Annotated in this window: 15 protein-coding genes; 14 read left to right on the forward strand and 1 reads right to left on the reverse strand. The window is 55.5% G+C overall.

The window, feature by feature from the left end; genetic code table 11:
• Positions 1-79: 79 nt before the first annotated feature.
• Positions 80-5344, reverse strand: a complete 5265-nt coding sequence (locus IJT02_09010; protein MBQ7545063.1) for a hypothetical protein — start codon at positions 5342-5344, stop codon at positions 80-82.
• 306 nt (positions 5345-5650) lie between these two features.
• Here IJT02_09010 and IJT02_09015 point away from each other — a divergent pair, with 306 nt between their 5' ends.
• The 14 genes from IJT02_09015 (at position 5651) to IJT02_09080 (ending at position 23236) form a co-directional block, all read left to right on the forward strand.
• Positions 5651-6538, forward strand: coding sequence for a 4-hydroxy-tetrahydrodipicolinate synthase (locus tag IJT02_09015; protein MBQ7545064.1), 888 nt, complete (start codon positions 5651-5653; stop codon positions 6536-6538).
• Positions 6539-6540: 2 nt separating this feature from the next.
• Positions 6541-7266 (forward strand): 4-hydroxy-tetrahydrodipicolinate reductase, encoded by a 726-nt coding sequence (gene dapB / locus IJT02_09020; protein ID MBQ7545065.1) that lies wholly within the window; start codon positions 6541-6543, stop codon positions 7264-7266.
• A 3-nt stretch (positions 7267-7269) separates the two neighbouring features.
• A complete protein-coding gene (dapD, locus tag IJT02_09025) occupies positions 7270-7968 on the forward strand; it encodes a 2,3,4,5-tetrahydropyridine-2,6-dicarboxylate N-acetyltransferase (protein ID MBQ7545066.1) in 699 nt (232 codons plus the stop codon).
• Positions 7965-9110: an amidohydrolase gene (locus IJT02_09030; protein ID MBQ7545067.1), complete on the forward strand. Its 1146-nt coding sequence runs from the start codon at positions 7965-7967 to the stop codon at positions 9108-9110. The genes dapD and IJT02_09030 overlap by 4 nt, the downstream gene beginning before the upstream one ends.
• Before the next feature lie 15 nt (positions 9111-9125).
• On the forward strand, positions 9126-10445 hold the full coding sequence (locus IJT02_09035; protein MBQ7545068.1) for an aspartate kinase: 1320 nt from the start codon (positions 9126-9128) through the stop codon (positions 10443-10445).
• A 24-nt stretch (positions 10446-10469) separates the two neighbouring features.
• Positions 10470-11798: an aspartate kinase gene (locus tag IJT02_09040; protein ID MBQ7545069.1), complete on the forward strand. Its 1329-nt coding sequence runs from the start codon at positions 10470-10472 to the stop codon at positions 11796-11798.
• A 104-nt stretch (positions 11799-11902) separates the two neighbouring features.
• Entirely contained in the window at positions 11903-14392 is a 2490-nt protein-coding gene (locus IJT02_09045; protein ID MBQ7545070.1) for a leucine--tRNA ligase, read from the forward strand.
• A gap of 107 nt (positions 14393-14499) precedes the next feature.
• A complete protein-coding gene (locus tag IJT02_09050) occupies positions 14500-14889 on the forward strand; it encodes a prepilin-type N-terminal cleavage/methylation domain-containing protein (protein MBQ7545071.1) in 390 nt (129 codons plus the stop codon).
• 59 nt (positions 14890-14948) lie between these two features.
• A complete protein-coding gene (locus IJT02_09055) occupies positions 14949-15878 on the forward strand; it encodes a hypothetical protein (protein ID MBQ7545072.1) in 930 nt (309 codons plus the stop codon).
• A 94-nt stretch (positions 15879-15972) separates the two neighbouring features.
• On the forward strand, positions 15973-16878 hold the full coding sequence (locus IJT02_09060) for a hypothetical protein (protein MBQ7545073.1): 906 nt from the start codon (positions 15973-15975) through the stop codon (positions 16876-16878).
• A 105-nt stretch (positions 16879-16983) separates the two neighbouring features.
• Complete coding sequence (locus IJT02_09065) at positions 16984-17895, forward strand: AEC family transporter (protein ID MBQ7545074.1); 912 nt, start codon at positions 16984-16986, stop codon at positions 17893-17895.
• Between the two features lie 2 nt (positions 17896-17897).
• Positions 17898-20714: an excinuclease ABC subunit UvrA gene (gene uvrA / locus IJT02_09070; protein ID MBQ7545075.1), complete on the forward strand. Its 2817-nt coding sequence runs from the start codon at positions 17898-17900 to the stop codon at positions 20712-20714.
• A 6-nt stretch (positions 20715-20720) separates the two neighbouring features.
• Positions 20721-21965: an adenosylhomocysteinase gene (locus tag IJT02_09075; GenBank protein ID MBQ7545076.1), complete on the forward strand. Its 1245-nt coding sequence runs from the start codon at positions 20721-20723 to the stop codon at positions 21963-21965.
• Positions 21965-23236, forward strand: coding sequence for an amidohydrolase (locus IJT02_09080; GenBank protein MBQ7545077.1), 1272 nt, complete (start codon positions 21965-21967; stop codon positions 23234-23236). The genes IJT02_09075 and IJT02_09080 overlap by 1 nt, the downstream gene beginning before the upstream one ends.

The raw sequence follows: 23236 nt of genomic DNA on the forward strand, positions 1-23236 counted from the left end.
TGCAATTATCGCACATAAACAGCGAGCTTCCCCCCATAATTTCAGGAGAAGCCCGCCGTGTCAGTTCTGCGTGTTGATGTTATCTCTTGCGCTTGATGAAGAACGCGAGGACTGCTGCTCCTGCGACGGAGAGTCCCGCATCACAGCCGCCGCCGGGGCTTCCGATGGATGAAGGCTCTGCTGTGCTCGTGGTAATGACGGGCGCGTAGGTCTTGTCCGGCTCCATGTACGCCGCCGCGTTGACCTTCTTGCTCTCGGGAACGGTCTTGACCTCGTTTCCGTCGTCGTCAACGAACGTGCCGGTCTCGTCGTCGCCGCTGTCGTCTGACGCGCTGACTTCCGCAGTGCCAGTGTCGCTCTCGGGGAACATGTGCAGTACGATAACTGCTCCCACGTCGAGGCTCGTGAGGTCAATTCCCCAGACGTAGACTGCAGGGGTCTCCACGCGCATTACGGGGAGAACGAGTGCCGGTATCTCGCCTGCCGGGATGGCCGCAACTTCCTCACTGCTGAGGGAGGATCTGTCGCCGCCTGACGCACTTTCGGGAAGCGCAAGGACTTCCGTGTCGCCGGTGAGAACTCCCACAATGGCCTGAAGAAGGCTGATTATATTCCCGGTTACTGTTTCGCTCTCTAGGTTCGCTGTCGGACGGGAAGGCCTCACAGGCACAGCCTCAACAGTCGGCGCGGAGGTGTCGCGGCTGTCGACTTCGGGAACAGTAACATCTACGCTGTCGGTGTCGGGAACAGAGTTGTCTCCGCTGTCGGGCTTCACATCCGGTGATGATGACACACCCGAAACTGCAATGTACATCGCCAGCTTTATGTGCCCGTCCTTCACTCCGTCGGCTATCAGCGTCTCGCCTTCAGGTGAAAGCATGTACTCGCCTTCCTCAACATCCCCCGAAGCCGCATCTGCCGCCATCACTCCGTAGAACAGCATGATGTCTTCTCCGTCAATCATCGCGCCTGCCCCCGTGAGAGCAGTTACATCGCGCGACACACCGTAAGCCTGTACCGCCACAACTTTTAGCCCTGTCTTGCTGCTCAGATCCGAGAGGTTCGGCATCTCACGGTAGCCGCTCTCTCCGACAGGAAGTGCGTTTATCGCCGTGAAGACCCTGTTGTAATTCTCCGTCCCAAGCGTTGTACGCGTCATGGTGAACTGCTTTCCGAAGCCTACGATACCCTTATAGTCGGCTGATACCCCGTTAAGAACTATGTCGAACGAGAAGCCGGAGTCCTGAACGCCCGCATCGTATGCGTCCGCCCTGTTGATGTCCCTCGACGTGCAGTCCGTTGCGTTGATGAAGTTGTTCTTGTCGAGCTCGGCATCAACCGCGTCCATTGCCCCGCGAGGAGTAAGCAGGAAGTTCAAGGCGGCAGTGTTCTTGTCCGTCGAGACGATAAGGTCTGTTGCGTCCGTCGTGAAGACATCAACGAACGTGCTCACATCAATGTACGTCTCGTTCCCGAACACAGCTTTGTACCTTCCCGCTCCGACATACGGCGAGAACGTCAGAGTCTTGTCGCTGCTCGAGTAAGTGTAGAGGTCAGGGCTGAGTGCGTCCGCGTGCCTGATGTTCGGCGTTACTGACACTATATCGTACTCCGCTCCCGCAGGAACATCGAACGACATCGTTACTGCCTGCCCCGCACCTTGAAGGAGTGCGTGATAACCCTCAGGGTACACCGGCGAAACATCAACGCTTGCCTGTTTCTTCAGCAACACGCTGCTCTTGAGCACAACGTCAGGAAGATTCTTCACCATGTACTTGATCTCAGTGATGGTCTTGCCCTCAAGGTCTGCTGTGTAATCATAATCCCTCGAGATTCCGTGAGGCTCGATGAACTCCTTGATTGTCAGTGCGACAGTTCCTGCGGTGAACCACAAGTTGCTGTTGTGCCTGAGGCCGTAAGTCTTTCCCTCCGAAGTCGTGATGAGTGCGCCCAGATAGTTCTCGCGCGCGGCTATTGTGTCAAGGCTGGCATGTGTGATGTTCAGCGTGTAGTTCCCCCACGTGCTGGCTGTTCCGCTCGAGAGGGTTATTGCAGCGTCGTCGAACTCCCTTTCTTCCGTGAACATCTTGCCGAACTTACCTGCTGAATCAGCGTCCTTGTACTCAGCGAAAACATCTACGCTCCACGTGTATCGTTTGTCCGCGCTTAGTGCCTGATACACTGCCTCAGACATGCGAACCTGCACAGCTTTTACGCCCGTGATGTCCCTGCCGCCGATGTCGTTGCTCTCGCTCGCCAGCTGGGCGAAATTGTTTGCGATTCTGGCTGTCGGAGAACTCACTGCGTCAAGACCGTCCACCCAGAGGTCAGCTGAAGTCTTGCCGGTCTCTCCTGCGTAGAACTCCGCCCAAGTCATGTCGGTAGTCGCGTAGTGATTACCTTCCGCGTAGAAGTTCAGGGCTATATCGCTGTACCCCTCTATCTTGAAGATTGCCGTATAATTTCCACCGGCAAGATCCCCGCTGATCGTCAAGGCCTTCCCTGTGTACGTATAGCCTGCTATCGGTGTACGGTTGCGCCCGTTCACAAAAACAAACGAAGCAAGATCATACGATACCCCTTCAGGAATACCCGTGAACGTCAGCGGGATTGTTACATCAGTTCCTGTGGTTACCTTGTCTCCAGAGACACCAACCGTCGCTTCTGAGAACAGAGGGACTTTCACACTGCACGTGATGTGCTTGTCCGGCGCGTCCTTGAGCAGGTAGGTTATGCCGGTGATGGTCTTTCCGGCCAAGTCGTTGGTGTGTGCATAAGCAGGATGGTTGCCGTGAGGCTCCGTGAAGTCCGTTACGCAGAATGCCATCTCGTCATTCTTGAAGAATAAGTTGTAGAGGTGCTGTAGGCCGTACTTCTTTCCGTCCGAAGTCTCGAGAACTGCGCCGAGATACTTCCCTGAAACGTCGATGCTGTCAACGCCCGAGAGCTTCAGCCAGTAGTTGCCCCACACTGTTGATGCTCCGCTGGAGAGCGCGACAGATGCACTCGCAACCTCCTCGAGCTCGGTAACCATTTTCCCGAACGTCCCGTCTGCGCTGACTTCCTTATACTCGCTGAAGGCCTCACTGCTGGCCTTGTAGCGCGAGTCCTTGCTCAGAAGCCCGTAAAGCTCCTCGTTCATCCTCACGTGAACGTCAGCCAGACCGCCTATGCGCGTGATGCTCTTCCCGTCCTCCGATACAACGTCGAACGACAGCACGCCGAACCTTGCGGCCTTGCCCGTTGTCGCCGAACTCACAGCGTCGAGGCTGATCGCTGAGGCTTCCCCTATCTCGCCGGTGAAGAACTCCGTGTAGGTCATGTTCGTCGTCGCGTAATGCCAGCCCGAAACGTACACCGCTGCAGTGATGTCCGTGTAGTTGCTGCTGGAGAACGTTATAACATAAGAATTGGCCGGGATGCCTGCCTTGAACGTCAATTTTCCGTCAGAGTAAGAATAGAGCTCAGAGCTGACTGCCGACGAACCTTTCGCTGAAGGCGTAACCGCTGAGACCGTGTAGCCCGCATCCGAAGGCACGTTCTGGAACGTGAAGCTGACTGTGTCTCCAGCTTCTGCCTCTGCCTTGTCGGGGGAAGCCACTGCTTTGCAGAAATACTTGACGAACACATCACAGCTTATCACCGCGTCAGGCTGGTTCTTGAGCATGTAGGTTATCTTCTTGATGGTTTTGCCCTGCATGTCCTCAGTGTGCTTGAACGACAGGTGAGTTCCGTTCTTTTCCTCGAAGTCATCAATACTGAAGCCTATCTGCTCGGCCAAGTTGCCCCTTATCCACAGGTTATGCAGAGGCTTGAGGCCGTAGACTGCTCCGTCGCTGGTCTCGAGCGTCGCCCCCAAGAAGTTGTCGAGGCTTGCTCCGATGTCCAGATCAAGGCTCGCGTAGTTGAAGTTAGAGAGGTTCAGCCTGTAGTGGCCGTGTCCGTTGGAAGTCCCTCCGGCAAGAGCTACGTCAACGCTCAGCTTTGCGTTCACATCCAGAGACTGCGTAACCATCTTTCCGAACGTGCCGTCTGCATCAACGTCCTTGTACTCGGCGAAGGTATCTCCGCTGAACGTGTAGCGGCTGTCGTTCCTGAGAGTCTGATACACTGCGTCGGTCATTCGGACCTGCACTGCCTTCACGCCTTCGAAGACCGTGCCGTCTCCCGAAGTTCTGGCCGTAAAGCCCTGAAACCTGCTCACGAAACGCGTGGTAGCTGTGCTCACAGCATCATATTCCTCTGCCATGTCTGCCGCTTTCCCGCCGATTTCTCCCGCGTAGAACTCTGCCCACGTCATGTCAGTCGTTGCGTACCATGACGACACCTTGAACGTCGCCGCAACATCAGCGTATTCTTCGCTCGTGAATGTCGCAGTGTAGCTCCCTTCTGCTGGGTTCGTGAGGGTCAGTACTCCGCCCTCGTAGGTGTAACCAGTTACGGCCTTGCTGTTCCTGCCGCTCCCGGTTGAGAGGCCCGAGAGCGTGTAGCCTTCCGCATCCTTCACGACGAACTTCACGGAGACCGTCGCATCTCTCTTGTAGTCCGACGACTCTGCCTCGATGTCCGCGCTTCCCAGAGGCTTGACGTAAAGGTTCGTGTTGACCACAACGTCGGGCTTGTCCTTGAGGAGGTAGGTTATCTTGGTGATGGTCTCGCCCTCAAGGTCTGAGGTGTACTGCCAGCTCCTCTGGACTCCTGTCCCGTGAGGCTCGGTGTAGTTTGCGCTCACGCAGAAAGCTACGTCGGTGTTGCTCCAGATGTTGTTGTCATGACGCAGGCCGTAGACCTTTCCGCTCGCGGTCTCGAGCAGTGCTCCCATGTAGTTCGCGGCAACCTTGCTCGTGTCCGTTGTGCCGATGTCAATGTCAGCACTCTTCACGCTCAGGACGTAGTGCCCCCAGCGTGCGCTTGAGCCCGTCGCCATCGACACGACAGCTTCACCCGCCGTAACCTTCTCGCCGACCATTGCGCCGAACGAGCCGTCAGCGTTCACGGGCTTGTACTCTCTGAATGACGATGTGCTGAGCGTGAAACGTGTTTTGTCGGTCAAAGCATTGTACACATCTTCACTCATTCTCACCTGCACAGCCTTCATGCCGCTGAGGGTCGTTCCGTTGTCGCCGGAAACTCCGAGCACCAAAGGAAATCTTCCCAGCCCGTGAGTTGTCGGGGTGCTGAACGCGTCGAGGCCTTCTGCTTTGAGGTCAGAAGATGTTTCGCCGGTCTCACCCGCATAGTACTCTGACCAGGTCATGTCTGTTGTTGCCCAGATGTCCGCGCCGAACGCACAGCTTGCCGCAAACACACTGCACAGCACCAGAAGAACACATAACTTCTTCACTGCTAATTCATCTCCTAAAAGTTTTGTACTGGAAACAGTCGCAATTATATCACGCGGGGATTTGACAAGATAAATTTTCGCGTCTATCATTTCACGCATTCACACTAAATTTTTGCGGAGGAGGATGAAGAGTTGATGCGTTATTCTTGCGCAGTGTCTTCGTGCTCCAAGATAAAGCGTAACTGTCTCTTGTTCTGTGGTGAATGACGGACAGAAGATTTTGCTGAACATTAAGGCCGCTCTTTCACGACTAGGACAAGGGGCGGCTTTTTTGTGTATGAATATAAATTCAGGAGGTTATTATTCATGACGGACAGCCCCATTTTCAGGGGAGTAGCTACGGCACTCATTACCCCCCTCAACGAGAACGGCATCGACTATGACGCATTCGGACGCGTGATTGACTGGCAGTGCGAGCAGGGCATCAACGCGCTCGTCATCGCAGGGACAACGGGCGAAGGCTCGACCCTCAACGACAAGGAGCACAAGGACGCGGTGAAGTTCGCGGTCGAACGCATAGCAGGACGGTGCAAGGTCATCGCCGCAACCGGCTCGAACGACACAGCATACGCAATACAGCTCTCTAAGTTTGCGTGCGATGCAGGAGCAGACGGCCTTCTCGTCATCACTCCCTACTACAACAAAGCAACCCAGAAGGGACTTATCACCAGCTTCACGAAGATTGCCGACGCAGTGGACAAGCCAATCATCCTCTACAACGTGCCCAGCAGGACGGGCGTGAACATTGAGCCGGAGACTTATGCGGCGGTAGCAGACCATCCAATGATTCGGGGCATCAAGGAAGCGAATTCCAACATCAGCAAGATTGTGCACACAGTGCAGTTAGTCGGCGACAAGCTCGACATCTACTCTGGCAATGATGACCAGATAGTACCTATCCTCTCGATGGGCGGCAAGGGAGTGATTTCCGTACTGTCGAACGTTGCGCCGAAGCAGACAATGGAGATCTGCGAGCGGTTCTTTGCGGGCGACGTTAAGGGTGCGGCTGAGTTGCAGTGCAGGTATCTTCCGCTCGTCAATGCCCTGTTCTCTGAGGTCAACCCGATTCCAGCGAAGGCGGCTATGGCGGCTATGGGCTGGTGCAAGAACTACGTCAGGCTTCCCTTAACGCCGATGGAAGACGCGCACTGGCAGAAGCTCAAGGCATTGATGCAGGAGCAGGGGTTACTCTAGTCATGAAGCTGATAATCAACGGTGCCGCCGGAAAGATGGGGCACATAATCACGAGGATGGCAGGAGCTGAGAACATCGCGGCTCTTGTCGACGTTGCGGGAGGAGAGGGAATCTATAAGTCTCTCGACGAGTTCACGGGCTCTGCGGACTGCGTGATAGACTTCACGAACCACAAAGCCACAAATGACGTTGTGAGTTATTGCGTGAAGAGAAGTTTTCCCGTGCTGATTGCGTCGACGGGGCAGACGGAGGAAGAGCTGGCGTTGATACGCGAAGCCTCGAAGAAGATTCCCGTCTTCCTGTCGCCCAACATGTCAATAGGCGTTGCTCTGGTCGCTGACTTGGCCGAAAGAGTTGCGCGGGTGTTCGGCGAGTGCGATATAGAGATGATAGAGGCACACCACAACCAGAAGCTCGATGTCCCCAGCGGCACGGCAGTAATGCTCGCGAAGAGACTGCAGGAAGCCCGCGAAGGCTCAACCCTGAACATCGGCAGGCACGAGAACGGCAAGCGTCCTTCCGGCGAGATAGGAATACACTCACTGCGTTACGGCTCGGAGGTCGGCACTCACGAGATAATCTTCTCCAACGGCCTCGAGACCATCACCCTGCGTCATGACGCAAAGGACAGAGCATTATTCGCACGGGGCGCGCTGTCTGCGGCAAAGTGGTTAATTACCCAGCCCGCCGGACTTTACGGAATGCGCGAGTTTCTCAAGGAGGCGTAAGAGATGGACGCTCAGGACATAATCGACAGAATAGCGAACGCCAAGAAGACCACGCCCGTAAAAGTTTTCCTGAAAGAACGCGAGGAGATAGATTTCTCCGGCACGAACGTGAGGATATTCGGTACGCCGGACAGAATAATCTTCGGCGACTGGGAAGAGATTCAGCCCGTTCTTATGGCTCATAACGACTGGATAATAGACATCGTTGTAGAGAACTCAGCCCGCAACTCGGCGATTCCGCTCCTCGACATTAAAGGCATTCCCGCAAGGATAGAGCCCGGCGCAATAATCCGCGATGACGTGAGCATAGGCAAGAACGCCGTAATCATGATGGGAGCAATCCTCAACATCGGCGCGGTCGTAGGAGAAGGAACGATGATAGACATGGGAGCAGTTCTCGGAGGCCGTGCGACCGTCGGGAAGAATTGCCACATAGGAGCAGGAGCAGTCCTCGCAGGAGTCATCGAGCCCGCATCGGCAAAGCCCGTAATCGTTGATGATAATGTTCTTGTCGGTGCTAATGCAGTAGTCATCGAGGGAGTTCACATCGGTGAAGGTGCTGTAGTTGCCGCCGGAGCAGTAGTGATAGAGGACGTTGAACCCGGAAAAGTCGTCGCGGGCTGCCCTGCACGTGTCATCAAGGACAAGGACGAGACTACGACTCTGAAGACCGCGCTTCAGCAGTCATTGAGGAAGATATGAGCATAGATTTCCTGAAGGAAGCAGAGGCACTCCGGCCAAGACTTGCGGAGATTCGCGAGAGACTGCACCGAATGCCAGAGCTCGGCAATCACGAGCACAAGACAGCCGAATACCTTGAACGCCAGCTCGACCTCCTGCAGATTCCGCACAAGAGAGTGCTGGACACAGCGATAGTCGCATACATCGACGGAATGAAGCCCGGCCGCAACAGTGCATTACGCACAGACATTGACGCACTGCCGGTAACTGAGGCGACGGGGTGCAGTTTCGCCAGCCAGAACGCCGGAGTTATGCACGCCTGCGGACATGATGTGCACATGACGAGCGTGCTCGGTGCGGCAATGATTCTCACGGCTCACCGCAAAGAACTCTGCGGGAGGGTTACTCTGCTCTTCCAGCCCGACGAAGAGGGCGAGGGCGGAGCTGACAGGATGATTAAGGCAGGTGCACTCGACCATGTTGATGCGGTGTTCGGTGCGCACGTTGACCCTGCATTACCCGCCGGGCACATCGGCATAAAGTACGGGAACTTCTACGCGGCTTCAGCAACGTGGAAGGTTACGGTCATCGGCAAGTCCGCGCACGGTGCACAGCGCGACAAGGGAATAGACTCCATCGAGGCGGCAGCACACATAATCCCGGAGATGCTGAAGATTCCGGGCGGTGTTGTGTCCGTCGGGACGATTAACGCGGGGACAGCGAACAACATTCTTGCGGGAAGGTGCGAGATGACCGGCATAATCAGGACGTACGGCGTTGACGAACGAGCCCGTATGTGCCGTGAGCTCGAGACAGTCTGCACTGAAGGTGCGGCAAAGTTCGGCGCAAAGTGCGAGTGCGAGATTACTGACTCCTGTCCCGGCATCGTCAACGACAACGACGCTCTGACCGAGTTAGCCGAGAAGACAGCTAGAGAGGTGCTCGGGGACGAAAGGGTTGATGTGATAGAGAAGCCGTTATTCACCAGCGAGGACTTCGGGTTCTTCCTGATGGCTCGGACTGGATGCTTCTACCACATCGGCGCGGGCTGTGAATACCCTCTGCACAGCGACCGCTTCCTGCCCGTCCCTGAGGCATTCATCACAGCTTCGGCGGTTCATGCTGCCGTCGTAATGAACTACAACTCTACAATACAGGACTGATACAGCTTGAACAATATTATTGTGGCGAAATTCGGGGGCACGTCGCTGGCGGATGCCTCACAGATAAAGAAGGCCTGCGCGATAATCACAGCCAAGCCGGAACGCAGATACGTCGTCGCCTCAGCACCGGGCAAGAGGTACGCTGAGGACATCAAGATAACCGACATGCTCTACAAGGCTCACGCTCAGGCAAAAGCAGGAGAGGACTTCGCTGACACGATGCGGGACATTGCCGACCGTTACGCGAAAATCATCGAGGGCTTGGGGATAACGTTCGACATTGACGCGGAGGTTGCGGAGATTTCGGAGAAGCTCAAGGCCGGGACGACTCCCGACTATCCGGCAAGCAGGGGAGAATACATCAACTCGAAGATTATTGCGGCGTTCTTGGGCTGGCAGTTTGTTGACGCGGCGGAAGGAATTTTCTTCACGGCGGAAGGCACGCTCGACGAGGATAAGACCTTCAAGACGCTCGGTGAGGTTCTCAGCAGGTATGAACGTGCTGTAGTGCCTGGCTTCTACGGCTCGCTTCCTGACGGGAGCATCAAGACATTCTCGCGCGGAGGCTCTGACGTTACCGGCTCAGTAGTGGCACGTTCGGTGAAGGCTGACCTCTACGAGAACTGGACGGACGTTTCAGGTATGCTCAGTGCTGACCCGCGAATAGTCAAGAATCCCCGCGTAATCGAGCACATCACGTACACCGAGCTTCGGGAGCTGTCGTACATGGGCGCGAGCGTTCTCCATGAAGATGCAGTGTTCCCTGTGAGGAAGGCGGGAATCCCCATCAACATCCGCAATACCAACCGTCCCGACGACGCAGGAACTCTCATAGCGGCATCTCTCCCCGAAGGGACTGTGAGGCCGATAGTTACAGGAATAGCCGGACGCAAGGGCTTCTGTTCCGTGCGCGTGGAAAAGTCCATGATGAACGGCGAGACGGGCTTTGGGGCTAAACTCCTTCAGGTCTTCGCGCAGAAGGGTATTCCGTTCGAGCACTGCCCGACCGGCATCGACACAATCTCCGTCGTCGTGAACGGCTCGGCCTTCGAGAGCAGAAGGAGCGAGATTCTCGACGAGATAAAGAACGTCCTTGACCCTGATTGCATCACGATAGAGAAGGGCTTGTCGGCAATTGCTGTCGTCGGCGCAGGAATGGTCAACGTCAAGGGAGTTGCCGCGCGGATCTTCCGGGCAATCGCGGACGCAGGCATAAACATAAGGATGATAGATCAGGGTAGCGATGAGCTGAATATCATCGTCGGAGTTGATGATTCAGACTATGAGAAGGCAGTCAATGCCCTGTATAATGGTATGGTGTTGCAGCAATCCTAATCTTTCAGGGAAGTGAGTAATCACATGAGCCTTATTGTCTCCAAGTTCGGAGGTATATCCCTTGCAGATGCCGAGAGCATACGCAGGACAGCAGATATAATCATGTCAGACCCTTCGCGGCGTTACGTTGTGGTTTCCGCGCCGGGAATACGTTCGGGCGATGAAATCCGTGTTACGGACATGTTCTACATCTGCCACGCCAGATACGGCAACCGCGAGAACTTCACCGAGATGCTCGACAAGATCGAAGCGCGCTACAACGAGATAATTGACGGTCTGGGCATAGACTTCGACATGCACGCGATGATCACTGACCTCAAGAAGAACCTGTTTCTTGGCCGGACAAACGAATACATAGTTTCGCGCGGAGAGTATATTATGGGCCGGATAATGGCTGAGTACTTGGGCTGGGAGTTCATTGACGCGGCACAGGTGATAATCTTCAACCGCGACGGAACCCTGAACGCCGAGAAGTCCATCGCCGCAGTGCAGGAAGTCCTGAGCAGCGTAGAACACGCGGTGATACCCGGCTTCTACGGCACTGTCTCCGGCAACAACATCAAGACCTTCGAGCGCGGAGGAGGCGACGCGACGGGAGCAGTGATAGCCCTTGCCCTGAAAGCTGACAAGTACGAGAAGTGGGCGGAAGCTACGGAGATATTCAGCGCAGACCCTGCAATAGTCCCGAATCCCGAGATAATACGCAATATAACCTTTGCCGAGCTCAAAGAGCTGACATACATGGGCATCAAAGTGGTCTACGAGGACGTTATCCTGCTTATGCACGATGCCGGCATCCCGATACTTATCCGCAACATTCACCACCCTGACGACAGAGGCACGCTGATAACTAAGGAGCTTCCGGAAGATTCGCATAGGGGAGTAGCCGCGTGCATAGCCGGGCGCAGGAAGTACAAGGTTATACACATCCACAAGTTCGGGCTGAACAGGACGGTAGGGATAGGGCGAAAAGTCTTCGGGATATTCTCCGACAGGAACATTTCCTGCGAGCATTACCTGTCAGGAATCTACCAGTTCTCGATAGCGGTGAAGAGTCCGCTGTTCGACCTGAAGAGGGCAGAGATCATCAAGGAGCTCGAGGACGCAATCAAGCCTGAGGCTATCGAGGTGCGCAATGACTTGTCCGTGATAGCTGTAATCGGTCAGGGGATGGGGACAGTTCACGGGATCTTCGCGCGGATCTTCAACGCACTTGCCGGAGCACACATCAAGGTGAGGCTTGTCGAGCAGGGGGGCGATGACCTGAATATCCTGCTGGGGGTCTACGACGAGGACTTTGAGAATGCGGTCAGGGCAATCTACGACGCAGTGATAACGCACAGCGAGCAATAAGGCAGCAAGAGCACAATCCCTCCTGAACTTTTGGGAGGGTAAATTTTTAGTTGTATAATTCCCTCCGAATATCACAAACTTTACCCGGAGGTACGAATCTCTTAATGCCCTACAACTTTGCTGACATAGAATCCAAGTGGCAGGCACGCTGGAATGCCTCACACTGCTTCGAATCCCGCACCGACCCAACGCGCGAAAAATTCTTCTGCCTCGAAATGTTCCCCTACCCGTCAGGTGCTCTACACATGGGACACATACGCAACTACTCCATCGGCGACGTGTTAGCCCGCTTCTTCCGCAAGAACGGCAAGAACGTCCTCTACACCATCGGCTTCGACAGTTTCGGAATGCCCGCAGAAAACGCCGCCCTGAAGTACAAGACCAAGCCCCACGACTGGACGCTGTCCAACATCGCCTACATGACTGAGCAGCTCAAGCGCATGGGCTACAGCTACGACTGGCGGCGCGAAGCTATAACCTGCCTGCCCGAGTATTACCGCTGGAATCAGTGGATATTCCTGCAGATGTACAAGCGCGGCATAGTCTACCAGAAGGAAGCTCCAGTGAACTGGTGCGACACTTGCGGCACTGTCCTTGCGAACGAGCAGGTCGTTGACGGCGGATGCTGGAGGTGCGGAAGCCCTGTGCACAAGAAGAACCTCAAGCAGTGGTTCATCAAGATTACGGACTACGCGCAGGAGCTCCTAGACGACATCGAGAAGGATTTAGACGGCTGGCCGAGACGAGTCCGCATAATGCAGACCAACTGGATAGGCAGGTCTGAAGGTGCGCGGCTGTCCTTCAAGATTCCCGAGCTGGACTATGAGCTTGAGGCTTTCACGACGCGTTTCGACACGATTTACGGCGTAACGTTCATTGCACTAGCACCCGAGCACGAGCTCGTGAAGAAGATGCAGGCCGCCATGAAGCCTGAGGACGCACAGAAGCTCGCTGAGTTCGTGAAGCAGACGGCGGCTCAGTCATCCATCGAGAGGAGCGACGCAGGAGCAGAGAAGCTCGGCTTCAAGACTCCGTTCTTCGGCATCAACCCTGTTACCGGCAAGCAGATTCCCATCTGGGTAGCTAACTACATCCTCATCGATTACGGCACCGGCGCGATAATGGGTGTCCCTGCCCACGACGGACGCGACTTCGACTTTGCGCGCAAGTACGGCATCTCCGTTATCCCCGTCATCAACCCGGCAGACGGCGAGCCTCTTGACGGCGAAACGCTGTCTCATGCGTTCGAGGACGATGGCATAGTCTGTAATTCAGGAAAATTCGACGGAATGAAGACAGCCGACGCAATCCCCGCAATGATTGACTGGGGAGAAAAGGAAGGCTACTGCAAGCGTGAGGTCAACTTCAAGCTGAGGGACTGGCTGATTTCGCGCCAGAGATACTGGGGAACGCCGATACCGTTCGTGTACTGCGACAAGTGCGGAGTCGTTCCTGTACCTGAAGACCAGCTCCCCGTCCGTCTCCCTGAAGATGTTGAGGTTAAGGAGGTCGGACATTCACCGCTTCTCGACCTGCCTGACTTCCTCAACACTACCTGCCCGCACTGCGGAGGCCCGGCACGCCGCGAGGCTGATACGATGGACACGTTCTTCTGCTCGTCGTGGTACTTCGACAGGTACTGCTCGCCCGGAGACACGCGCGCACCCTTCGAGAAGTCCGACGTGGATTACTGGATGCCGGTTGACCAGTACATCGGCGGAATCGAGCACGCGTGCCTTCACCTGATTTACGCGCGGTTCTTCGCGAAGTTCCTCACGGACATCGGCCTCACGGATTACCGCGAACCCTTCACCCGCCTGCTCACTCAGGGAATGGTCATCAAGGACGGCGCGAAGATGTCGAAGTCTCTGGGCAACACCGTAGACCCCACCGAGATGGTCAAGAAGTTCGGCGCGGACACAATAAGGCTGTTCATTCTTTTCGCCGCACCGCCGAATAATGACCTGGAGTGGTCAGACCGCAACGTCGAGGGCGCGCATCGCTTCCTTAATAGGGTATGGCGTTACGTCGAGGACAACGCGGCCAAGCTCAAGGAGTACGGCAAGGTCATCCCGATGAGCGAGCTGAAGGACGCACAATTGAGGGATCTCAAGCGGAAGATTCACACGACCATCAAGGACGTTACCCACGACATCAGCGACGAGAAGCAGTTCAACACCGCGATAGCCCGCCTTATGGAGCTCACGAACGCCATCTACTCCGCGAACGGCGACTCGCCCGAAGCATGGGAGCTCAGGCGCGAAGCTGTTGACGTTCTGCTGAACTGCCTGTCCCCCTTCTGCCCGCACATCACTGAGGAGCTCTGGGAGATGCTCGGTCATGAAAACATGCTCTGCGCGGAATCTTGGCCTGCTGTCGATGAGTCGTCGCTCACGAAAGACAGCGTTACAATCGTCGTGCAGATAAACGGCAAGGTTCGCGGAAAGTTCGAGCGTCCTGCAGGAATGGACAGGGATGAGCTTCAGGCAAGCATTCTGTCTGAGGGCTACATTGCCGAGAGGATTGCAGGTAAAGACCTCGTGAAGGTCATAGTTGTGCCCGACAAGCTCGTGAACATTGTGGTGAAGGGTTAAGTTCTCCGTAAAGCAGTCTCCTGCTCAGAGATGGGCGGGAGATTTTTTGCGGCGTTAAAGAATTGCCCGCCTCCTCCGAAAATACACACATCAGGAGGAAAAACACAATGGCAAATATACACAAAGGTTTCACGTTGATCGAGATACTGATAGTGGTAACATTCACGGGAGTACTGAGCACAGTACTGACTTTGTCGAACATCAACGCAGAGACGACAGCTCAGGCAAGGCGTGTAATCAGCAGGCTGCAGAGCGCGAGAGTGGCGGTATTATCGGGGCAGAGGGACGGAAAGAAGGCAGTGAGAGTTTTCGACGGATGCATGATACTGAGGACGGAAGACGGACTTTACGCGGGATGCGAGCTTGATGACAACGAATGGATGAGGAGCAAGCTGGCGGACAGGGCAGAAGTTGCCGGGCTTCTCGAACGCGACATGAAGACACCGTACACCAGCGGCGGGGAAGTGTGGATACAGATTCTTTCTTCGGAAAGTTAGGGGATGAAGGGGGCTCAAGCAGCCTCCTTATTTTATAATTCCCCCTGAGGTGATAAGACTTGCCGCACATAACCGCAATAGAGTATTCTGAAGCACAGAGAAGGCAGCTAGCGGAACTTCTGGGGGAGCTCGCCAAGAAGGGCTGGCCTCTCTCCGCAAAGTATGACGCGCAGACTTTCCCGTCATGGCAGGAAATGTTCAGCACAATCATTCAGCCGGGACTGTTCGCCGAGCGTGAAGCAGTGGTCGTCGAAGGAGCAGAGACGCTGGGAGATTTTCCTGAGACGCTGTCATCACTTCTTGAGGACGACAAAGCCGACACGCAGATTGTTCTGGTTTTCACGACGGACACCAAGACCCTAAAGCCCATAGCCTCAGCAATCACCATCATCAAGCCGGAAGCACAGATTCCCCCGTGGAAGCGTCAGAGCTGGCTGATGGACATCGCGAAGTCCGAGAAGTTCAAGCTCTCGCCTGATGCGGCACAGTTACTTGCGGACAGCATAGAGTCTCAGGAGGAACTGCGCAACGAAGTCCTGAAGCTCGGTCTTTACGCTGAAGGCAGAGAGATAACACAGTCGGACGTTGAAGCGTTGTCGTTCGACGAGGGAGGGCGCGCACAGATGATGTTGATTGACGGAGTGTGCGACAACAAGCCCCGCGACGTTGCACGGGCGATACGCTACCTGCGAACAGACTCGATCCTTCAGCCACTCGCCGCAATCACCAACCGTCTGCGTCCGGCGTTCATCATGTCGTGTTTTCCCGAACGACAGTACACAGAAGCCCTCAAAGCGACGGACAATGACCCCGTGAAGAAGAAGTACGCGGTGGGGAAGTCCCGAAGCGCGCTGAAGCATTACGGGGCAGAACGAATCAAACGCTTCATGCTCGGAGCAATCCGGCTGTCGTTCCTCGAGAAGACATCAAGAGCGGAAGGCTGGCAGGGCTTCGAGCTGATAATCTGGGAACTTATGGCGAAAGTTTAGCCGATAATCTATGTGTGTCTCGTTACGCAAAAGTTAATAGGGGAGGCGGTATCTAGTATAATATACGTACCCAAAGCACAAGGAGGTGTAGATCATGCAGGTAACATCAATGCTGTCGGCAGGATATTTGCAGCCAATGATGCAGAGTTCCCGCACAACGCAGAAGGCTGACCAGTACCGTCAGGCAAAGGAGCAGGAGATTCTCGCGGAGGAGCAGAACATTCGTGCCCGTCTCGGGAGTTCTGCGGAGGTTCACACGGTGTACCAGTACGCGATAGGTGAGGACGGCCGCCGGTACATCACGGGCGCGTCAATCACCATGAAGGGTACTGAGGAACAGCTCAGCCGCGTGAACGGAGGAATAACGAGCGAGGACATCAAGACAGGACAGCAGGAAGTCAGCGACGCTCAGGACAAGGACGGCCGCGAGTCAGAGCAGACACAGAACATCCTTGAGGAGGAGTCCGGCAAACAGGCAGCTTCACGCAGAGAGGACAAAGCCGACGACGAAGAGGAAGCCCAGATCCACGAGCTCGAGCAGACGGAACGTGAAGTCATAGCCCACGAGGCGGCCCACAAAGCAGCAGCAGGGGAGTTCGGGGGAGCAATAAGCTACACGTACACTGAAGGCCCGGACGGAAAACGCTACATTACGGGCGGGGAAGTTCCCATAAAGATGAAGCAGGGAGCTACACCCGAAGAGACCATCAGGAACATGCAGCAGGTTCAGGCGGCGGCGAATGCTCCCGCAGACCCGAGCGGCCAGGACAGAAGCGTAGCGGCACGTGCGGCGGCGTTAGCGGCGAAGGCAAGGGCACAGCTCTCGCGTGAGGACAAGGAAGAAGAGGACGGCGAACAGCACCCCTCGAAGGTCGCGGAAGGCACGCCGATTTTCGCTGGTGCGGACGAAGAGGAGACAGACCCGAACAAGAACGGAGTAGCGTCAGTACTGGCGGCGGTTGCTGAATACCAGATACAGGGGCTTCTTCCTGCGGCATGAGATTATGACACGGACAACTTTATACGGATGAGAATCCTTCCGGCGATTCGCGCTTAACCGGAGGGATTTTCTGTATAATGAGGCATATTGCGAGGTGCATAATTCATGACTGTATTCCAGCGTATGCTGAACACTCAAGCCTTGATGTTCGTCTACGTAGTTACCGGCATCATCATGGCCAAGACAAAGATACTTAAGCACGAGGGACGCTCCAGCTTCATAAATCTTCTGCTGGACATCACGCTTCCGTGCATGATTCTGGACTCCTTTAACGTTGATATAGGCATTGACGAGCTCATAGCCGCGTGTGAAATTATGGTTATCTCCACAGTCTGCGTAGTGATTGCGTGGTTTATGGGAAAATTCTTGTGGCGCAAAGAGAGCGTAAACCGTTATGCAGTCCTGCAGTTCTCGACTCTCTTCTCGAATGCCGGGAATGCCGGTATGCCGATTGTCGCATCAGTCTTCGGTGCGCAGGGAGTGTTTTACGCGTCATTCTACCTTCTGCCGGTTAGAGTGCTCATCTGGACGCTGGGGCTGTCGCTGTTCGTTGACGGCGGGAACACTAAGGAACGCATGATGATTCTCGCGAAAACTCCTAGCCTCGTTGTGGTGTTCGTTGGCATCGCGTTAATGTTCATGCCGTTCAAGCTGCCGGGAGTTCTGTCCGTCGCCATAAAGAACATCGGGGACATGACCGGCCCGCTGTCGATGATGATAATCGGTGCGGCACTCGGTGAAAGCGATCTGCGTTCGGCGTTCGACGCTGATGCGTTCAAGCTGACAGCTGTAAGGCTGGCGGTGCTCCCGATAATCTACATGGTCTTGATGAAGCTGGCGGGAGTTGATACTTTGCTGTGGCAGGTTGCGGTGGTGCTGACTGCTATGCCTGCGGCGGCGAACACGGAAATCATCGCGGAGATGTACGGCAAGGACTACCAGTTCGCGGCACGGTGCGTTGTTGTCTCGACGATAATATCACTCGTGAGCGTTCCTCTGCTTACCCTACTCTTCTAGCCATGACAGACACAATCACAATCAGAGGCGCGAGGGAGCACAACCTCAAGAACGTTGACCTTGACCTTCCGCGCGGAAAGTTAATCGTTATCACCGGCCCGTCCGGCTCAGGGAAATCGTCTCTGGCGTTCGACACTCTTTACGCTGAGGGGCAGAGAAGGTACGTCGAGAGCTTGTCTGCTTATGCGCGGCAGTTTCTCGGCGTTCAGAAGAAGCCCGACGTTGACGAGATCTCCGGCCTGTCGCCCGCAATCTCAATCGAGCAGAAAGGCACGGGGCACAACCCACGCTCAACCGTCGGGACAGTTACGGAGATATACGACTACTTCAGGCTGTTGTTCGGACGAATCGGAATCCCGCACTGCCCGAAATGTGGAAAGCCCGTACAGCGGCACAGCATCGACGAGATTCTAGGGTACATCCTCGAGCACGAGGACGGAGCGAGAGTCGAGATACTTTCGCCGTTAGTGAGGGGCAAGAAGGGAGAGTTCCGAAACCTCTTCAGCCAGACGCAGGCGAAAGGCTACACGCGCACACGGGTTGACGGCACAACTTATTACCTCGAGGAAGAAATCTCCCTCGACAAGAACAAACGCCACACCATTGAAGCAGTGATTGACCGTCTGAGAGTTTCCGCCGACAAGCGCACGAGGCTGGCGGAGAGCGTTGAAGCCGCGCTGAAATTGTCGGATGGTTACGTGCTTATTGCTCCTGAGGGCAAGGCCGAATACACTATGACCGAGAATTACTCCTGCCCCGACTGTGAAATCTCGATGCCGGAAATAGAGCCCGCATTGTTCTCGTTTAACGTCCCTAAAGGTGCGTGCCCTGACTGCGGAGGACTGGGAAGCCACGAGCATTTTTCGCGGGAGCTTGCGATTGACCCGGAACGTTCCGTGCTCGACGGCGCGGTTATCCCTTGGCGGTCGAAGCCTCACTCAATCACCAAGCTCAACATGTTCGCGGAGAAGCACGGCTGGGACTTGTCGGTAGCGTGGAAGGACCTTTCTCCCGAAGTTCAGGACTTCATCTGGAACGGAAGCGGGGACGAGAAGCTGCCGATGATTTTCGACGAGAAGGGAATAGCCCGCCCGTACATGGGACGCTTTGAGGGCGTAACGGGATGGCTTGAAGCAAAGCTGAAGTGGTTTGCGGACAACGAGAACGTTGCGGACGAGGTTGTGTCTTACCGTGAAGAGGACGTGTGCAAGACCTGCGGAGGGTTACGCTTGCGGCAGGAAGCCCTGAACGTCAAAGTGTCGGGTTACGGCATCGGAGACCTTCTCACTATGCCGGTGGATAAACTCTTGGCCGTCATGAAGTCCCTAACTCTCACCAAGAATGAATCAATAATCATCGGCCAAGTCATGAGCGAAATCCTCAAGAGGTTAGAATTTCTCGTTGATGTCGGAGTAGGTTACCTGTCGTTACTGCGGAGGGCTGACACGCTTTCAGGCGGAGAGTCGCAGAGAATACGCCTCGCAACACAGATAGGCTCTAACCTCAGCGGAGTGCTCTACGTCCTCGACGAACCCACGATAGGCCTTCACTCCCGCGACACGGAGAAGCTGATACGTTCGCTGAAGTCGATCAAGGCACTCGGTAACACCGTAGTAGTCGTCGAGCATGACCGCGACACTATGCAGGCGGCAGACGAACTGATAGAGCTCGGCCCTGAAGCCGGAGAGAACGGAGGCAGGATTCTCTACGCGGGGAGCTATGACGACGTGCTGAAGACTGACGGCCAGACGGCGAGATACCTGCGCGGCGAGGCATCGGGAATCGTGAGGCCTGAAACGCGTCGTTCACCTTCGGGGTGGTTCACGGTGAAGGGTGCGGCACACAACAACCTGAAGCACATTGACGTGAAGATTCCGGCGGGAGTGTTCACGTGCATTAGCGGGGTGTCGGGCTCGGGCAAAAGCTCTCTGGTCTACGATGTTCTGTACAAGGGAATGCGCAGGATGCTTGACCGTGATTTTAGGGAGCGTCCCGGCAAGTTCACCAGCATTGAGGGAGCTGATATGTTCGACAACATCGTTCTTGTCGACCAGTCGCCTATAGGCAGGACTCCGCGCTCAAACCCTGCGACGTACACGGGAGTCTTCTCGCTGATCCGTGAGTTCTTCGCGCAATTGCCGGAAGCCAGAGTGAGGGGCTACAACGCCGGACGGTTCAGCTTCAACGTCAAGGGCGGGCGGTGTGAGGCCTGCGGAGGTGCGGGGAGCGTGAAAACGTCTATGCTGTTCCTGCCGGACATATACTCTGACTGCGAAATCTGTCATGGCACAAGGTACAACCACGAGACGCTGGAGGTGCGCTTCAAGGGGAAGAACATTGCGGACGTTCTGGGGATGACGGTTGACGAGGCTATAGAGTTCTTTGCTGACATCCCGAAGATTGCCGGGAAGCTCAAGGTGATTCAGGACGCGGGGCTGGGGTATATTCAGCTGGGGCAGTCAGCACTGACGCTCTCAGGAGGAGAGGCACAGCGCGTGAAGCTCGCTAAAGAACTGTCGAAGAAGTTCGGAGGTAGGACACTGTACCTGCTTGACGAACCGACGACGGGGCTCTACTACACGGACGTGAAGAAGCTGCTGCAGATTGTTCACAGGATGATCGACAAGAACAAGTGCACAGTGATATTCATTGAGCACAACCTTGACGTATTAATGTCGGCAGATTATATAATTGACTTGGGGCCGGAAGGCGGAGAGGCCGGAGGGGAAATCGTAACCTTCGGGACACCTGAAGAGGTCATTAAGAGCAATACAGGCTATACGGCAAAATTCTTGCAGACATATTCACAGGAGGTATAAAACTTTATGGCAGATTACGAAGTCGCTGACATCGAACTGGCTCAGCACGGACAGAACAAAATCGACTGGGCGTGGCAGTACATGCCCTCCCTGCAGTTCCTCTACAACAAGCACCGCAACGACCAGCCCTTCAAGGGAGCAACAATCGCCGCGTGCCTTCACCTTGAGGCCAAGACCGCAAACCTGCTCATCACCCTCAAGAAGCTCGGTGCACGTGTCGCCGCCTGCGGGAGCAATCCTCTCTCAACGCAGGACGACATCTGCGCCGCCCTCGCAAAGAACGGCGTGAACGTCTACAGCCGTCGCGGAATGTCCACAGAAGAATACTTCTCCAACGTCAAGAAGGTGCTGAACTACAAGCCCAACGTGATTATTGATGACGGAGCTGACCTTGTCGCGACAGTTCACACGGAGATGCAGGACTTGATACCCAACATTCTGGGCAGTTCTGAGGAGACGACATCGGGCGTTAAGCGTCTTAAGGCAATGGCGAATCAGGGAGTGCTGAAGTTCCCTGTTATCGACGTGAACGACGCACTGAGCAAGTACCTTTTCGACAACCGCTATGGTACGGGGCAATCTGTGTGGGACGGCTTCATTCGCACTACTAACATGGTTGTTGCGGGCAAGACCGTCGTAGTTGTGGGTTACGGCTGGTGCGGAAGAGGAGTAGCTATGCGCGCGCAAGGCATGGGGGCACATGTTGTAGTTACGGAGATTGACCCGCACAAAGCCTGCGAGGCACTGATGGACGGCTTCCGCGTAATGAGCATGGAGAAGGCCGCCCGTGTCGGCGACATCTTCCTGACCCTCACGGGGAACATTCATGTCATCCGCCGCGAACACATGATGCTGATGAAGAACGGCGCAGTTCTCGGGAACGCCGGACACTTCGACGTAGAGATAAGCAAGCCCGACCTCGAGGCACTCTCTGACCACATCGAGCACCTGCGCGACAACATCGACACCTACGTGATGAAGGACGGACGCAGGATAAACCTTCTCGGCGAAGGAAGATTGACGAACCTTGCGTGTGCGGACGGACACCCCATCGAGATTATGGACTTGAGCTTCTCGCTTCAGCTCGCCTCAGCACTGCACGTCTACACTCACAAGCTAGAGCCGGGACTTTACCCCGTACCTTACGAGACAGACCGCGCCGTGATGGAGTCGAAACTTGCGGCACTGGGCATCGAGATTGACACGATGACACCTGAACAGACCGCGTACATGAGGAGCTGGCAGGAATAATGGCGACACTCTTCAAGGACGTATACATTGCTGACGGTTCGCGGGCAAAGGCAGAGCGGGTTCACCTTCTGGTCTCGAAGGGCAGGATTGCGGAGATTATTGACGCGTCGCAGACCCCTCCGACTGCAGACAAGATAGTTTCCGGCAGGGGAAGGATGGCGGTGATTCCCGGCTTCGTGAACGCACACACTCACGCGGCGATGACGCTTCTTCGCGGGCTCGGCGAGGAGACACCCTTAATGGAGTGGCTGCAGACACAGATATGGCCTGTGGAGGACAAGCTAACCCCCGAATACATTTACTGGGGAACGCTGGGTGCGATGCTGGAGATGTTATCCACAGGCACGACGTGCTTTGCTGATATGTACTTCGAGATGGACAGGGTAGCTGAGGCCGTGTTAGGTACAGGAATGCGCGCGGCACTCTGCAGGGGCATAACAGCAGGCGAGCCCGGCAAGATAGAGCGTTCGCTGGAGAACAACCTCGAGCTCGCGAAGGCGTATCACGGACGCGAGGGATTAATCACCGTTCAGCTCGGCCCTCATGCTCCGTACACTGTGCCTATGAACTACATGAAGATGATAACCGATGCGGCAAAGTCCAACGGTCTCGGGGTGCACTTCCACTTCTTGGAGACTAAGGGAGAGCTCGACAATCTCGATATGCCCGCAGAAGACTACCTTAACGAGTCCGGCCTTCTTGATGCACCGTATACTGTTCTTGCGCACGCGGTGTACCTTGACCCGTCAGTCTCTCTTCCCGATAATGTTTCTCTCGTGCACAACCCCTGCAGCAACCTGAAGCTCGGGAGCGGGATAATGCCTCTGCCGGAGTGGCTGGACAGGGGGATACCTGTTGCGCTCGGAACAGACGGAGCGTCGAGCAACAACCGCCTCGACATGTGGGAAGAGATGCGCACGGCCGCGCTTCTGCACAAGGGAGCACGGAGAGACCCTGTGTGCGTGTCCGCTCTCGATGTCCTGCGGATGGCGACGTACGAGGGTGCGAGGGCGTTCGGTTTCTCGCAGAAGGGAATGATTCGCGAGGGCTGGTTCGCTGACCTCGTGCTGGTGAACCTCGACAGGCCTCACTACATCGGCGTGAACGAGGAGAACCTAGCGATGTATCTTGTTTACGCGGGGAGTTCTGCGGATGTCGCGGGGACTATGGTCAACGGCCGCTGGCTGTACCGTAACGGCGAGTATCCGACGCTCGATGCGGAAGAGATAGCGGTTAAGGCACGCGAAGCCCGCGAGGCAATAACGAAATAG

The sequence above is a fragment of the Synergistaceae bacterium genome (assembly GCA_017450125.1).
GTDB lineage: Bacteria > Synergistota > Synergistia > Synergistales > Aminobacteriaceae > JAFUXM01.